General features: G+C 39.8%; 12 protein-coding genes. 7 read left to right on the top strand and 5 right to left on the bottom strand.

Annotation, left to right across the window (positions count from 1 at the left end):
* Nucleotides 1-21: 21 nt before the first annotated feature.
* On the bottom strand, nt 22-1686 hold the full coding sequence (locus BM015_RS16840; protein ID WP_090661285.1) for a glutamine--tRNA ligase/YqeY domain fusion protein: 1665 nt from the start codon (nt 1684-1686) through the stop codon (nt 22-24).
* A 170-nt stretch (nt 1687-1856) separates the two neighbouring features.
* On the opposite strand from BM015_RS16840, the gene msrA reads away from it, so the two are divergent.
* From msrA to BM015_RS16825, 3 genes are read left to right on the top strand one after another with little or no spacing between them, the layout of a single operon-like run.
* Complete coding sequence (msrA, locus tag BM015_RS16835; RefSeq protein WP_090661282.1) at nt 1857-2558, top strand: peptide-methionine (S)-S-oxide reductase MsrA; 702 nt, start codon at nt 1857-1859, stop codon at nt 2556-2558.
* A 28-nt stretch (nt 2559-2586) separates the two neighbouring features.
* Complete coding sequence (locus tag BM015_RS16830; RefSeq protein WP_090661279.1) at nt 2587-2868, top strand: DciA family protein; 282 nt, start codon at nt 2587-2589, stop codon at nt 2866-2868.
* Nucleotides 2869-2916: 48 nt separating this feature from the next.
* Nucleotides 2917-3333 (top strand): response regulator, encoded by a 417-nt coding sequence (locus BM015_RS16825; RefSeq protein ID WP_090661276.1) that lies wholly within the window; start codon nt 2917-2919, stop codon nt 3331-3333.
* Nucleotides 3334-3399: 66 nt separating this feature from the next.
* Here the strand turns inward: BM015_RS16825 and BM015_RS16820 are convergent, their stop codons facing one another.
* A complete protein-coding gene (locus BM015_RS16820) occupies nt 3400-4377 on the bottom strand; it encodes an ROK family protein (RefSeq protein WP_090661272.1) in 978 nt (325 codons plus the stop codon).
* A 98-nt stretch (nt 4378-4475) separates the two neighbouring features.
* A complete protein-coding gene (locus BM015_RS16815) occupies nt 4476-5927 on the bottom strand; it encodes an MFS transporter (protein WP_090661269.1) in 1452 nt (483 codons plus the stop codon).
* A 144-nt stretch (nt 5928-6071) separates the two neighbouring features.
* Here BM015_RS16815 and BM015_RS16810 point away from each other — a divergent pair, with 144 nt between their 5' ends.
* The 3 genes from BM015_RS16810 to BM015_RS16800 all read left to right on the top strand — a co-directional run bounded on the left by BM015_RS16810 (nt 6072) and on the right by BM015_RS16800 (nt 10155).
* Nucleotides 6072-7493 carry a glycogen synthase gene (locus tag BM015_RS16810; RefSeq protein ID WP_090661266.1) on the top strand — a complete coding sequence of 474 codons (1422 nt, stop codon included), beginning with the start codon at nt 6072-6074 and terminating at the stop codon, nt 7491-7493.
* Between the two features lie 55 nt (nt 7494-7548).
* Complete coding sequence (locus BM015_RS16805) at nt 7549-8832, top strand: glucose-1-phosphate adenylyltransferase (RefSeq protein ID WP_090661263.1); 1284 nt, start codon at nt 7549-7551, stop codon at nt 8830-8832.
* A 168-nt stretch (nt 8833-9000) separates the two neighbouring features.
* Entirely contained in the window at nt 9001-10155 is a 1155-nt protein-coding gene (locus BM015_RS16800) for an aminotransferase class V-fold PLP-dependent enzyme (protein ID WP_218148527.1), read from the top strand.
* A 103-nt stretch (nt 10156-10258) separates the two neighbouring features.
* Here the strand turns inward: BM015_RS16800 and BM015_RS16795 are convergent, their stop codons facing one another.
* Together BM015_RS16795 and rbfA are read right to left on the bottom strand one after the other, a co-directional pair.
* Nucleotides 10259-11479 (bottom strand): ABC transporter permease, encoded by a 1221-nt coding sequence (locus BM015_RS16795; protein ID WP_090661260.1) that lies wholly within the window; start codon nt 11477-11479, stop codon nt 10259-10261.
* A 14-nt stretch (nt 11480-11493) separates the two neighbouring features.
* Complete coding sequence (gene rbfA, locus BM015_RS16790) at nt 11494-11877, bottom strand: 30S ribosome-binding factor RbfA (protein ID WP_090661257.1); 384 nt, start codon at nt 11875-11877, stop codon at nt 11494-11496.
* Between the two features lie 122 nt (nt 11878-11999).
* Between rbfA and BM015_RS16785 the strand changes: the two genes are divergently transcribed.
* Complete coding sequence (locus tag BM015_RS16785; protein WP_090661253.1) at nt 12000-13829, top strand: ABC transporter ATP-binding protein; 1830 nt, start codon at nt 12000-12002, stop codon at nt 13827-13829.
* The last annotated feature ends 196 nt before the right edge of the window (nt 13830-14025 follow it).

Below are 14025 nucleotides of genomic sequence, written 5' to 3'. Positions count from 1 at the left end.
TTTACTTTGGTTCTAATTTACTTAACTATTTTTTTGCTGCTCTTTAGCCCATGTATCTTTTAAAGTAACTGTTCTGTTGAAGATGAGCTTTTCTTCAGTGGAGTATTTATCCAAGGCAAAATATCCTTTGCGTAAGAATTGATAGCGCTCATCCTGCACTGCATTTTTTAATGCAGGTTCTGCATATACCGCAGGAATTATTTCCAGTGAATTTTCATTGATGTAATCTTTGAAATCGCCTGCTTCGCCGGAAGGGTCTTCCACCTTAAATAAACGGTCATACAATCTTACTTCAGCCGTTATTGCATGCGCAACGCTTACCCAATGCAACGTGCCTTTTACTTTTATGTTTGAGGTGTCGTTGCCGCTTTTACTTTCGGGAATATAAGAGCAATTAAGCTGAATGATATTGCCGGCATCATCTTTCACCACCTCATCGCATTTAATAATGTAAGCGCCCTTTAAACGCACCATGCCGCCAGGAAACAAACGGAAAAATTTCTTTGGCGGGTTTTCCATAAAGTCATCCCTTTCTATATATAATTCTTTGCTGAATGGCACATCACGGAAACCGCCATTGGCATCTTCCGGGTTATCTTCAACACTTACAAATTCGTTATCTTCATTGTAATTGGTTAGCACAACTTTTATGGGATTGAATACCACCATCCTGCGCAATGCAATTTTGTTTAAGTCTTCCCGCACGCAAAACTCAAGCAGGCTCAGTTCTGTAACATTTTCCCTTTTGGCAATGCCTGCGCGGTCGCAAAAATCCCTTATGGACGCAGCAGTATAACCTCTTCTTCTCAGGCCGCTGACAGTGGGCATGCGCGGGTCGTCCCAGCCGTCAACATATTTTTCATTTACCAATTGAAGCAACTTGCGCTTGCTCATTATAGTGTAACTGATGTTGCGCCTGGCAAATTCATACTGGCGTGATGGATAGATATTAAGCTTCTCAATAAACCAATCATATAATTCGCGGTGCGGCACAAATTCCAGCGTGCAGATACTGTGCGTTACATGCTCTATGGAATCACTTTGCCCGTGCGCAAAATCATACAACGGGTAAATGCACCAGTTATCGCCTGTGCGGTGATGGTGTGCATGTTTAATGCGGTAAATAACGGGATCACGCATGAGCATATTGGGATGCGCCATATCAATCTTTGCCCGCAATACGCGTTCGCCATCTTTATATTTTCCAGCCTTCATTTCTTCAAACAATTGCAGGTTTTCTTCAACGCTTCTGTTGCGGTATTTGCTGTTTGTGCCCGGCGTGGTTGGCGTGCCTTTTTCAGCAGCAATGGTTTCACTGTTGTTGTCATCCACGTAAGCATAACCTTCTCTTATAAGCTTTATTGCAAAAAGGTAAAGCTGTTCAAAATAATCGGAAGCGTATAATTCATGTTTCCATTCAAAGCCTAACCAGCGCACATCATTCTTTATATTCTCAACGTATTCTGTTTCTTCTGTTGTGGGATTGGTATCATCAAACCGCAGATTAGTATAACCGCCGTATTTTTTTGAAAGGCCAAAATTCAGGCAAATGCTTGCGGCATGGCCCAGGTGCAGGTAGCCATTGGGCTCAGGCGGAAAGCGTGTAACGATGGAAACATGCTTACCGGCATTCAAATCATGCTCTATTATTTCTTCTAAAAAATTTAAAGATTTTTCTTCTGCCATAACCGGCAAAGATAATTGCTTAATGTTGCTGTAAGAATTTAGATGGAAATGTTAGCTGAACGAAATTTTAAAAGAAAAGTTAAACTGCCTATGTTACTGCTTTTATAATGACCCGATTGGGCATTTGTTAATTAACTTGTTTTACTGGCAACTAAAACGTTATTTGCAACATGCTTCTGAACATCACCCATCTTTTTAGTTTATCTGTGCTTGGCTTCGCAGGTGTGTTTTCTCTCTCATCCTGTGCCGGGCATAATTCTCAATCTGCCACAAGTATGAATGAACAAAAAGTTACAACAACAGCAGCCACTGATACAGCCAGTTTTGGAACAGGCTGTTTCTGGTGCACCGAAGCCATTTTTCAGCGATTGAATGGCGTTATAAGAGTTATGAGCGGTTATAGCGGCGGCTCTGTTCCCAATCCAACGTATGAAGAAGTTTGCACCGGCACTACCGGCCATGCAGAATGCTGCCAGGTGGTGTATGACCCATCTGTAATAAGCTATGATGAGTTGCTGGAAGTTTTCTGGAAAACACATGACCCCACCACTTTGAACCGCCAGGGTAATGATGTTGGGCCGCAATACAGAAGTGTGATATTTTACCATTCAGAAGAACAAAAAGAAAAAGCGGAGCATTATAAAACAGCATTAAACGACAGTAATGTTTTTAATAAGCCCATTGTTACGGCTATCGAGCCCTATAAGAATTTTTATGTTGCAGAGAATTATCATCAGCAATATTATGATTATAACCCGGGCCAGATGTATTGCCGCCTGGTAATAGCGCCCAAGGTTGAAAAATTTGAAAAGGTTTTCAAAAACAAATTAAAGAGCACTGTGAAAAACAGTGAAATGGCGAATAACCAGTAATGGCAGTTAAATAATTTAATTTGGCACCATGGCTCAATTGCAATTAGGGGATGCATTAAAAGATTTCTTAAACAAGAGTAATCTTAGAAGCGGCTTAAGAGCTGTGCAAATTGAAAGTATTTGGGAAGAGGTGATGGGGAAGACGATTGCACGCTATACCGATAAAATTCAGATAATTAATAACACACTTTTTGTTTATACTGCAGTGGCTGCATTAAAGCAGGAACTTGTTTATCAAAAACCAAAAATAATTGAAAGGGTAAACGAGGCTTTACGGGAAAAGGCTATTACTGACGTTATTATAAAATAATTTTTATTATTACAATTAATCTCAGTTCAGTTTAATATTGATAAAGCAATGCCTGAAGCAAAGAAAATATTAATGGTTGATGACGATGCGGAAGACAGGATGCTGATGCAGGATATGTTTACCGAAATTGGCGTGCCTGATGTTGCCTGCTATGCCGATAGCGGCGAAACAGCACTGCATTATCTTGAAGATTTACCAGATGATAAACTGCCTTCTGTTATTCTGCTTGATTTAAACATGCCCAGGCTAAATGGCACGCAGGTATTGAAAATATTAAAGCAGAACGAAAAACTTAAAGATATTACCGTAATCATTTATTCCACTTCTGTAAATAATATTGAAAAAGAGCAAAGCCTGAAATTAGGGGCGCATTCTTACGTAATTAAGCCAAGCTCTTATAATGGCTGCATTGAAAAGGCAAAATACTTTAACAGCCTGTGCCGCGAAGGGGAAGAAAAAAATTAAAAGCCGGCAATGAATTGCATAATATTCGCAAATTGCCTACTCACTATTTACAACGCACCACGCACTTTAGTTAACTTCCCAGGCAAGGGCGCTGGCGCCAAGTATGGCAGCGTCAGATTCCTTTAAATGGCTTACCAATATCTTTATTTTATTCTCAAATATTTTTATAAGATTGGCCTCCATGCTTTCGCGGGTTGGCTTTAAAATAAGTTCTCCGGCTTTTGTTAAGCCGCCAAACAATATAATTGCCTCAGGGCTTGAAAACATTACAGCATTAGCAAGTGCAAGGCCAAGTATCCTTCCTGTAAATTCATATACTTTTTGTGCAAGTTCATCGCCTGCAATAGCAGCTTCATATACTTTTTTAGAGTCAATATCTTCAGCGGCTATATTTCTTAAAGAACTTGGTGTTTTAGTATTTTGAAGCATCTCGAGCGTGGTAGCGCGAACTCCTGTTGCAGATGCATAGCTTTCAAGTGAACCTTTTTTGCCGGTTCCGGGATGTAATCGTCCGTCGGGTATAACGATTGTATGCCCAAGCTCGCCTGCAAAACCATCATGGCCATAAATTAATTTTCCATTGGCCACAATGCCGCTGCCTACGCCCGTGCCCAGCGTTATCATTATAAAATCTTTCATGCCTTTGGCTGCGCCATAAATCATTTCACCTTCAGCGGCTGCATTGGCATCATTGGTTAAAATAACCGGGAGTTTAAATTTATCGTTCAGCAGCTTGGCAAGCGGTATAATACCTTTCCAGGGCAGGTTTGGAGCGTATTCAACCGTGCCTGTATAAAAGTTGCCGTTAGGAGCGCCAACGCCAATGCCCTTCATTCTGCCGGCGCCGCCTGCTTTCTCTATGAGTTCTGTTACCTTCTTGTGCAGTTCATCAATAAACGTTTCAACTTTCGCATGTTTTTTTGTTGACATAGAACCTGAAAACAAAACATTACCTACATGATCAACAATTCCGTACTTGGTTCCTGTACCGCCGATATCAATTCCTACTGCCAACGGTTCAACTGCCGCCTTAGAAGAAGCCATAATTAAAATTTCTGGTTTATGATTTTTCGATCCCTGATCCTTAATTTTTTAAGTGCTTAATTATGAAATACAATATACGATATTAATAGTAACCTGTATTAATGTCCGCCACTACTTTCAAGATGGTCATAATCTATGCCTTGTGCTTTAAGAACAGCCTTAACCCTTATTGCATAAAAGGCAAGGTAAAGAAAGCAACATACACCCACGAGGTAACTCCATTGAATGCCTAAGACATTATCTGCAAGAAAACCCTGCAGCAGGCTCACAATACCACCACCCATAATCATCATAATAAGGAAGCTGGCGCCTTCATTGGTATGCCTGCCAAGCCCTGCAATGGCAAGTGTAAAAATACACGGCCATAAAGTGGAGCAGAATAAACCTACGCTCATAAACGCGTAAGCGCTAACCATTCCTTTGGTAAGCATTCCAATAAACAAAGCAATTATGCCAAAGCTTGAATATATTAAAAGCAATCTTGCCGGGTTGCCCTTACTTAATATATCGCCGGCGATCATGGCAACAATAACAAACGGATAATAATAAAAAGGCGTTACATCGTGATTGGCGATTACATTCACCAATATAAAAACACCGAATGCTATATAAGGCATAAAGAAACGCAATACCTGCTTTGCGCCTTTGCTTAAATCAAATGCGCCAACAGATTGCGTCCATCTTCCAATCATAAGGCTTGCCCAGTATAACGAAATGAACGGTGCAACTTTATCAGTGGAGATATCAAGGTCTTTCTGTAAAAACGCAGGAAGGTTAGAAGCCGTAGCCACTTCAACACCCACATACACAAAAATGCCTATCATGCCCATAATAAGCTGCGGGTAACTAAAAACACTTCTTTCATGCTCAACCTTATTAACATTATCCGCTTCTTCTGCGGCAACTTTATCAAGATCAATTTTATTGGGAACAGATGAGAACCTGAAGATGATGGCAACCAATATAAACACGGCGCCTAAAATAAGATAAGGTGTTTTTACACTTTCAATGCTTGCCACAGCTTCGGTATTGGCGGTTACGCTGCCAAAGATGGCAAAGCTCACCAGCAAAGGCCCGATAGTTGTTCCAAAATTATTAATGCCTCCCGCAAGGCTTAAACGCTGTGCGCCTGTTTTAGGATCGCCCATAACAATTGCCAATGGATTAGCCGCTGTTTGCTGCAGCGAAAAACCAAGCCCTACTATAAACAGGCCGGTTATCATTATGGTGAATGAAGCGGTTTGTGCAGCAGGATAAAACAGCAATGTGCCTAATGCAGAAATTACAAGGCCTAATGAAATACCATTTCTAAAACCAATGCGGTTTAAGATATCGCCGCCGGTGGCTTTTGAAATAATAAAATAGATGACTGAGCCAACTGTATAAGCCACATAAAATGCAAATGAAACCATTTGCGATTGCAGTTGTGAAAGATGCAGCTTGTCTTTAAAAACGGGTATAAGAATATCGTTAGATGCTGCTACAAAACCCCAGAAGAAAAATACGGTAATTAAAACACTGAATTGCGACCATTTGGTTTGCTGGCTCATTTAACAATCATTGAATAAATTATAAAAGTGGCGTAAGATAAGTACAATTTAAATTATCAGGTTGTATTAAAAATTATTTTGCTCTTTCAATATAGTTGTTAATTTGGTAGCGTAAGAAAAACCTAACGTAGAAATAATTGCTGCATGGAAATAGTTCACCTGAGTTTTGAATGTTACCCGGTTGCAAAAGCCGGCGGTTTGGGCGATGTGGTTGGCGCTTTGCCCAAGTACCAGGTTAAGGCCGGGCATTATGCAAAAGTTATAATGCCAATGCACCGCACAAAATTTTTAATTGCCAATGATTGGGATGTTGATTTTAAAGGAAGGGCTAATCTTGATAATTGGTGGTTTGATTATACCATTATAAAAGAACGGCATAATACACTTGGTTTTGATCTTTACCTCGTAGATATAAATGGCCTGCTCGACCGTGAAAATATATATGGTTATGATGATGATACGCAGCGCTACGTAGCTTTTCAAATCGCAGTCATCAATTGGCTTGATCAATGGGAACATAAACCTGATATTGTTCATTGCCACGATTACCATGTAGGGCTTGTTCCTTTCATGATGAAATATTGTTACCAGTACAACAGGCTGGCGTCCATACCCACAGTACTTACCATTCATAACGCACAATACCAGGGATGGATGAACTGGGACCAAAGCCGTTTTATTCCTGCATGGGATACCTGGAAAGGCGGCCTGCTTGAATGGGGCGGCGTAATAAACCCGCTGGCTTCGGCTGTAAAAAATGCATGGCGGGTAAATACAGTAAGCTGGAGTTATATGGAAGAACTGCGCTGGAACTCTAACGGGCTTGAGGCTTTGTTTGAATATGAACGTGGTAAATGCTCCGGTGTATTAAATGGCATTGATGCAGAAGTGTGGGACCCAGAAACGGATAAGTTTATAGAGCATAGTTATAAGGTTGCAGATGTTGATAAGGGCAAGCAAAAAAACAAAGAAGCATTGTGTAAGGAGTTTAACCTCGATCCGCAAAAACCTTTAATTGTTTTTATTGGAAGATTGGTAGGAGAGAAGGCTGCCGACCTTTTGCCTGATGCCATTGCATCATCTTTATACGGCATGCAGGGCTATGTAAATTTTTTAGTGCTGGGAAGCGGCGATCCGGATGTGGAATGGCAGCTCAAACAATTGCTCGATACTTTTCCCGGCAGTTACAATGTTATGATTGGCTACAACGAAGCGCTCAGCCATCGCATGTATGCCGGCGCCGATTTTTTATTAATGCCAAGCCGTGTTGAACCCTGTGGCCTTAACCAGATGTATTCAATGCGCTATGGCACCGTACCCATGGTAAGAAGTACGGGAGGATTAATTGATACCGTTACTGATATGGGCGACTGGCAGGGTTGGGGCATACGCTTTAACCAGGCTTCTGTTGGCGATATTGTGCATGCCGTAAGCCGTGCTGTAGGATTATATTATGATGATAAGAAAAGTCTTACCCGCATGCGCAAACACATGATGCAGATTGATAACAGCTGGGAAAAATCGGTACAGCAATATTTTAATATTTATCAGGGTATTAAGATTTAACCGGACTAAAATTTGTTGAAAATACTTTTATACATTTATACAAAACTACCCATATATGACATCCTATGCACAGTCAGTTATAGCAGTAATTCTCGGAGGAGGCGCAGGCACAAGATTATATCCTTTAACAGCAGCCCGTTCAAAACCGGCCGTTCCTATTGCAGGCAAATACCGCCTTGTTGATATTCCCATCAGCAATTGTATCAACTCTAATATCAACAGGATATTTGTATTAACGCAATTCAATTCGGCATCATTAAATAAACACATAAAAAACACTTACCTGTTCAGTCATTTCAGTTCAGGCTTTGTGGATATACTGGCTGCGGAACAAACGCCAGATAATGCAGGCTGGTACCAGGGCACAGCAGATGCAGTGCGCCAGTCGTTAAGGCATATTCGCAATAACGATTTTGAATATGTGCTCGTGCTTAGCGGCGACCAGTTGTATCAAATGGATTTTGTGGAAATGCTCGATAACCATGTTGCTTCAGGGGCCGATCTTTCTATTGCTACAATTCCTGTTGCAGCGCGTGAAGCCACCGAGTTTGGTATTATGAAAACAGATGCAGAGAATAATATCACATCTTTTGTGGAAAAACCAAAGGCAGATGTTTTGGGTGAATGGGTAAGCGATACCGGCGATGAAATGCAGCGGAAAGGAAGGGTTTATCTTGCTTCTATGGGTATTTATATTTTTACCAGGAAACTGATGAATGAATTGTTGCTGAATAAATTCCCCGATGCAACCGATTTTGGTAAAGAAATTATTCCTTCTTCCATATCTTCCCATAAAGTAGTAAGTTACCAATACAATGGCTATTGGACAGATATTGGAAATATTTATTCTTTCTTTGAAGCAAATATTGAATTAACGTCAGACGTTCCTGAATTTAATTTGTTCGACAGTTCTCATCCTATTTATACAAGGCCGCGTATGCTGCCGCCTGCTAAAATAAGCGGAACCACGCTTGAAAAAACGGTGATTGCAGAAGGTTGTATTGTGCTTGCCAGCCGCATTGAAAATACGTTGATGGGCATACGTTCACGTGTGGGCATTGGCAGCACCATCGTTAACTCTTATATAATGGGTAACGATTTTTATGAAACGCTTGAACAAATGGAAGATAACAATAAGGAAGGTGTTCCGCGTATTGGTATTGGCGACAGGTGTTATATAAAAAATGCCATAATTGATAAGAATGTGAGAATAGGAAACGATGTACGTATTAATGGCGGCGCTCATCTTGAAAATGTTGACCATACTTTATATACTGTAAAAGACGGTATTGTGGTTGTAAAAAAGAATGCGGTGCTGCCTGATGGCTTTATAATATAGAGCATAACCTTTTTAATAAAAAAGCCGCTTTAAACAGAGCGGTTTTTTTGTGCACTTGTAGCTATAAATCATCAACTCTTCACTCACTTTTTATGATTAACTCAAACAGCTTTTAAATGCTTTAATTTTTATTGGCAGATATTTGAACGTTTAAAATTTTTAATCAACATGTATAATATAAAAGAACAATTCCTGCTTAATCCTGGAATAACATTTCTGAATCATGGTTCTTTTGGCGCTTGCCCCAAACCAATATTTGAAAGTTACCAGCAATGGCAGCGCGACCTGGAAGCTGAGCCTATACAATTTCTTACCAAAAAATATTATGATGCGCTGGCGGTTTCAAAACAAATGCTGGCAGCTTATATTAATTGCGATGCACAGGATTTTTTCTTTCTTCAAAATCCCACAACTGCTATTAACCAGGTGGTAAAAAGCCTTGGCTTAAAACAAGGTGATGAAGTGTTAACCACTAATCATGAATATGGAGCTATGGATAAAACCTTTGATTTCTATTCAAAGAAATATGGCTTTGTAAACCGCAGGCAAAATATCTCGTTGCCATTATTATCAAAGGAGCAGTTTATTGAGGAGTTCTGGAAAGGTTATAATGAAAGAACGAGGGCCATATTCATTAGCCATTGCACCAGCACAACAGCGCTTGTTTTTCCGGTAAAAGAAATTTGCGACCGCGCCAAAGAATTAGGTTTGATAGCCATCGTTGATGGGGCGCATGTGCCCGGGCACGTGCCATTAAACATAAAAGAATTAAAAGCAGATTTTTATACGGGTACTGTACATAAATGGCTGTTAAGTCCCAAGGGCTGCACTTTTTTATATGTTGATAAAGATTATCAAAACAGCATTGAGCCGCTGATTATAAGCTGGGGTTATGAAACCGCCATGCCAACCAAATCAAAATTCCTGGAAGAAAATGAAATGCAGGGAACAAGGGATGCCACTTCTTATTTAACCATACCTGCTATCATGAAATTTTTTGATGAGCATAACATGAAAGAGAGGCTTGCAGCCTGCAGGCAAACTATACTGGAACAATATCCTGTGTTTTGCGAACTTCTTAAAACAAAACCTTTATGTAAATTATCAGGTGAATTTTCAGGGCAGATGTGCAGCATACCCATACAAACAGAAAACCCATTTCAGCTAAAAGAAACCTTATACAATAAATATAAAATTGAAATACCGGTTATGCAGCGCGCCGGTGAAACATATCTGCGCATTTCTTACCAGGTGTATAATACACCGGAAGAACTTGAATATTTAAAGGAAACATTGCAGCAACCAGAGTTGGGATTGATGTAGTGAGCCTTATAAAGGCGACATTTTATATGCCGCCCGCCAGGGCTTGGGAGGATTATGTGATGGTTATTGTTACTACCAATTATCACTCCCACGGAGCTTGTTCTCAGCTTTTCAACGAATAAAACTGTTCTGCGGCTTTTTTGGCGGGTATCCATGAAGCCAGCACGGCAATAATCATTATAGTGAGCGTAACCAATATAAAATCCGGGGCAGTCATTTTTACGGGATAATAATTAATGATAAACGTGCCGCCTTCCAGTTTAATAAGCTGAAATTTTATTTGTATGAAGCAAATAATAAAAGCTATCAGCATGCCTAAAAAACCGCCGGCGCCGGCAAGCACAAACCCTTCACTTAAAAAAATATTTTGAATGCGTTTTTCCGATGCGCCCATTGCTTTTAACACAGCTATATCTTTTTCTTTTTCCAGTACCAGCATGGTTAATGCGCCAATCATATTGAAAGCCGCTACAACCAGTATCAACGAAAGAATACCATAAATAACCCATTTCTCAATTTGCATTACCGTAAACAAACTTTGATTCTGTTCATAGCTTGTTTTAATTATAAAACGGTCGCCCAAAATTTTTTGTAATTGTCTTTTTATATCATTTGTTTTATCAGCATCCTTAGCCGATAACTCCATGCTGCTATATTCATCTGCAGTAAGATCGAGCATGTATTGCACGAAAGCAAGATTGGTAAAAGCATACTTATCATCAAACTCCTGCTGCACCGAAAAAATACCTGCAGGCTTTACTTCAAAAGAATGCATGGCATTAAGGCTGTTGAAGGTATTCGCTTTGCGGTTGGGTAAATAAATAACAAGCGGCTGCTGCGCTAAACCCGGAAAAGCGCCAACGGCATTCGCAATGCCGGAACCGGAAACAATGTCTGGCGCATCCGGCGTTCCAAGCTCATATTTCCCATCCGTTATATAATGCGATAATTTATTTACGTTATTATAATTCTTATCAACACCCTTTAAAAAAACAATAGTTTGGTAATCGCTGCCATTTACCAGCACTGCTTTTTCTTCTACAGTAAAACTTAATTGATTAACCCCGTTTACAGATTTTACTTTTTGTATAAAAGCCGTATCAGCCGTAAAAAATTTGCCTTGTTTTGGTGTGATTTTTATGTCGGCATAAAAATCGCCATACAGGTTTTTTACAAGGTCTTCAAAGCCGTTAAATACACTCAGTACAATGATTAACGCTGCAGTGCTTACCATGATGGCAATCATGCTTATCCACGCAATAATGTTGATGGCATTGGTGGATTTTTTTGATTTAAAGTAGCGCCAGGCGAAGAGGAAGTTCAAGTGCTGAGTTCTTTTTAATTTTTTTCATCTTTTGTTTCGTTTTTCTTTTCCTCATTTATCTGCTTGAATAATTCTTCCATTTTAAATACATGGTCAAGCGTATCATCGAGATAAAATTTTAATACCGGTATGCGGCGCAGCTGGTGCTTAACGCGGCTGGCCAGTTCTCTTTTTATTTCCCATGCATGGTTCTCAATTTTTTTCAATGCCGCATTCTCGTCCGGTACCTGGTACATGCTTACATATATTCTTGCTTCAAGCAGGTCGGGCGTAATTTTAACCGAAGAAATAGAAACCATTCCGCCATTCATCATATTCAGGTTCAGCCTTCTGAAAATATCATTCATTTCTTCTGCAATAACCGCTGCCACCTGTTTTTGTCTTTTACCTTCTTCCATACTATTACCTTTGTTGTAAAATTAGCGCTAAATAAGTAATTGGGCTTTGCACTATCAATTTATAACAAAACAAATGCCTTTGCAATCATAGCTTCGCCCATTGGTTTAAACAATTTATATAAATGAAAAAATACTCAAGGGTTTTTGCTTACCTCAAAAATTATATACCTCAAATAGTTCTTTATTTCATCTGTTCCATACTGGCTATTATTTTTTCAATTGTATCTATTGGCATGTTAATTCCTTTTTTGGAATTAATATTCAACAGCGGCTCATCTTCTCTCGGCGAGCTCACCAAGCAATCAAACAACCCGGTTGTAAATTTTATAAGAGACCTGCTTACCGGCTCAATAAACAATTACGGCAAGCTTAATACGCTTTTATTTATCTGCATCTTTATTGTTGTTTCTATACTTTTAAAAAACCTTTTTTTATACCTCGCATCGTATATACTCAACCCTTTAAAAAATAAAATTGTAAACCGCTTAAGAATTGAATTATACGATAAGGTGTTGCAATTGCCCATTGGTTATTTTACAGAGAAGAGAAAGGGCGACGTTATAAGCCGCATAACCAACGATGTAAATGAAGTTGAAAATTCAGTTGTAGGCACTTTGGAAGGATGGATACGCGATCCGCTCACCATCATACTTAATGTTAGCTTCCTTTTTTTTATGAGCCCGCAGTTAACGCTTTTCCTGATTGTATTAATACCGGTAATGGGTTTTGTAATTGGAAGAATAAGCCGCTCTTTAAAACGGAAATCGAACCTCGCTGCTGAAAAACTGGGAGAATCGGTTTCTATTTTAGATGAAACTTTAAGCGGCCTGCGCGTAATAAAAGCATTTAATGCCGAAGGTATTTTGCGCTCAAGGTTTTATAAAGTGAATGATGAATTGTTGTATGCAAAAAACCATATTGGTTATAGAAGAGACCTTGCTTCGCCGGTGAGCGAGCTGCTTGGCGTAATGATGTTCGCTATTATTTTATGGTATGGCGGCAGCGGCATTTTAAGTGGAAGAATTCCGCTGGAAGCTTCTGTACTGCTGGGCTATCTTGGTTTGTTTTATAATATTATTACGCCTGCAAAATCTTTATCCACTTCATTTAGCAATATGCAAAAAGGCAGCGCCGCTATTACACGCATTGAAGAAGTTTTAAGGGCAACGGTAACGGTGGATGATAACCCTAATGGTAAAAAGCTTGAACAATTTAAGCATGGAATAGAATTCAGGAATGTAAGTTTCAGATATGATGATATAACTATTTTAAAGAACATCAATCTTAAAATTGAAAAGGGAAAAACCATTGCACTGGTGGGCGCTTCGGGTGCAGGCAAGAGCACGCTGGCCGATCTTATTCCACGCTTTCACGATGTGAGCGACGGTGAAATTTTGGTAGATGGCATCAACATAAAAGATTATTCGCTGCAAAGCCTGCGCGAACAAATAAGTATTGTAACGCAGGAGCCTATTTTGTTTAATGATACCATTGCCAGCAATATTGCTTTGGGCGAACATGATGCCTCTGCTGAAGCCATTGAAAGCGCTGCTAAAATTGCAAACGCCTATAATTTTATTCAGCAGAAAGAAGAAAAGTTTAATACGAATATTGGCGACCGCGGCAGTAAATTAAGCGGCGGCGAAAGGCAGCGGCTTACCATTGCAAGGGCCATTTTAAAAAACCCGCCCATATTAATTCTTGATGAAGCCACTTCTTCTCTCGATACCGAAAGCGAAAAGCTTGTGCAGGATGCTATTAATAATATGATGCAGAACCGCACATCTGTTGTAATTGCCCATCGTTTATCCACCATTCGCCATGCAGATGAAATAATTGTTTTGCAGAAAGGCGAAATAGCAGAACGCGGCACGCACGATTCATTGATGAATGCAGAAGGCATTTATTTCAGGCTCGTGCAAATGAACCAGTTGATTGCGGTGAATAGTTAAGGAAAAAAATCAAAAAAAACAGCGAGAATAACCGGGAAAGCAGCGAGAATTATCGCGAAAACAGCGAAAAGAAAATTATTGCCTCCTCTTTATGCCCGGCTTAACCGCGAGCCTCATCCTGCTAAAAATGCACATAATTAGCCATTCAGTTTCATCCTTCTTATATCCGGCTTTAGCAGTAATATTTCCTGTTTGA

Source organism: Parafilimonas terrae (assembly GCF_900115755.1).
In the GTDB taxonomy this organism is placed as follows: Bacteria; Bacteroidota; Bacteroidia; order Chitinophagales; family Chitinophagaceae; genus Parafilimonas; species Parafilimonas terrae.
Note: the sequence above shows the minus strand (reverse complement) of the source record. Positions and strands in the feature narration are given on the sequence as shown.

Excerpts from the sequence above, each read along its gene's own strand:
- BM015_RS16785 (WP_090661253.1), top strand. The coding sequence starts at position 12,000 with ATGAAAAAATACTCAAGGGTTTTTGCTTACCTCAAAAATTATATACCT.
- BM015_RS16840 (WP_090661285.1), bottom strand. The coding sequence starts at position 1,686 with ATGGCAGAAGAAAAATCTTTAAATTTTTTAGAAGAAATAATAGAGCAT.
- rbfA (WP_090661257.1), bottom strand. The coding sequence starts at position 11,877 with ATGGAAGAAGGTAAAAGACAAAAACAGGTGGCAGCGGTTATTGCAGAA.
- msrA (WP_090661282.1), top strand. The coding sequence starts at position 1,857 with ATGCTTCTGAACATCACCCATCTTTTTAGTTTATCTGTGCTTGGCTTC.
- BM015_RS16810 (WP_090661266.1), top strand. The coding sequence starts at position 6,072 with ATGGAAATAGTTCACCTGAGTTTTGAATGTTACCCGGTTGCAAAAGCC.
- BM015_RS16825 (WP_090661276.1), top strand. The coding sequence starts at position 2,917 with ATGCCTGAAGCAAAGAAAATATTAATGGTTGATGACGATGCGGAAGAC.
- BM015_RS16820 (WP_090661272.1), bottom strand. The coding sequence starts at position 4,377 with ATGGCTTCTTCTAAGGCGGCAGTTGAACCGTTGGCAGTAGGAATTGAT.
- BM015_RS16800 (WP_218148527.1), top strand. The coding sequence starts at position 9,001 with ATGTATAATATAAAAGAACAATTCCTGCTTAATCCTGGAATAACATTT.
- BM015_RS16815 (WP_090661269.1), bottom strand. The coding sequence starts at position 5,927 with ATGAGCCAGCAAACCAAATGGTCGCAATTCAGTGTTTTAATTACCGTA.
- BM015_RS16805 (WP_090661263.1), top strand. The coding sequence starts at position 7,549 with ATGACATCCTATGCACAGTCAGTTATAGCAGTAATTCTCGGAGGAGGC.
- BM015_RS16830 (WP_090661279.1), top strand. The coding sequence starts at position 2,587 with ATGGCTCAATTGCAATTAGGGGATGCATTAAAAGATTTCTTAAACAAG.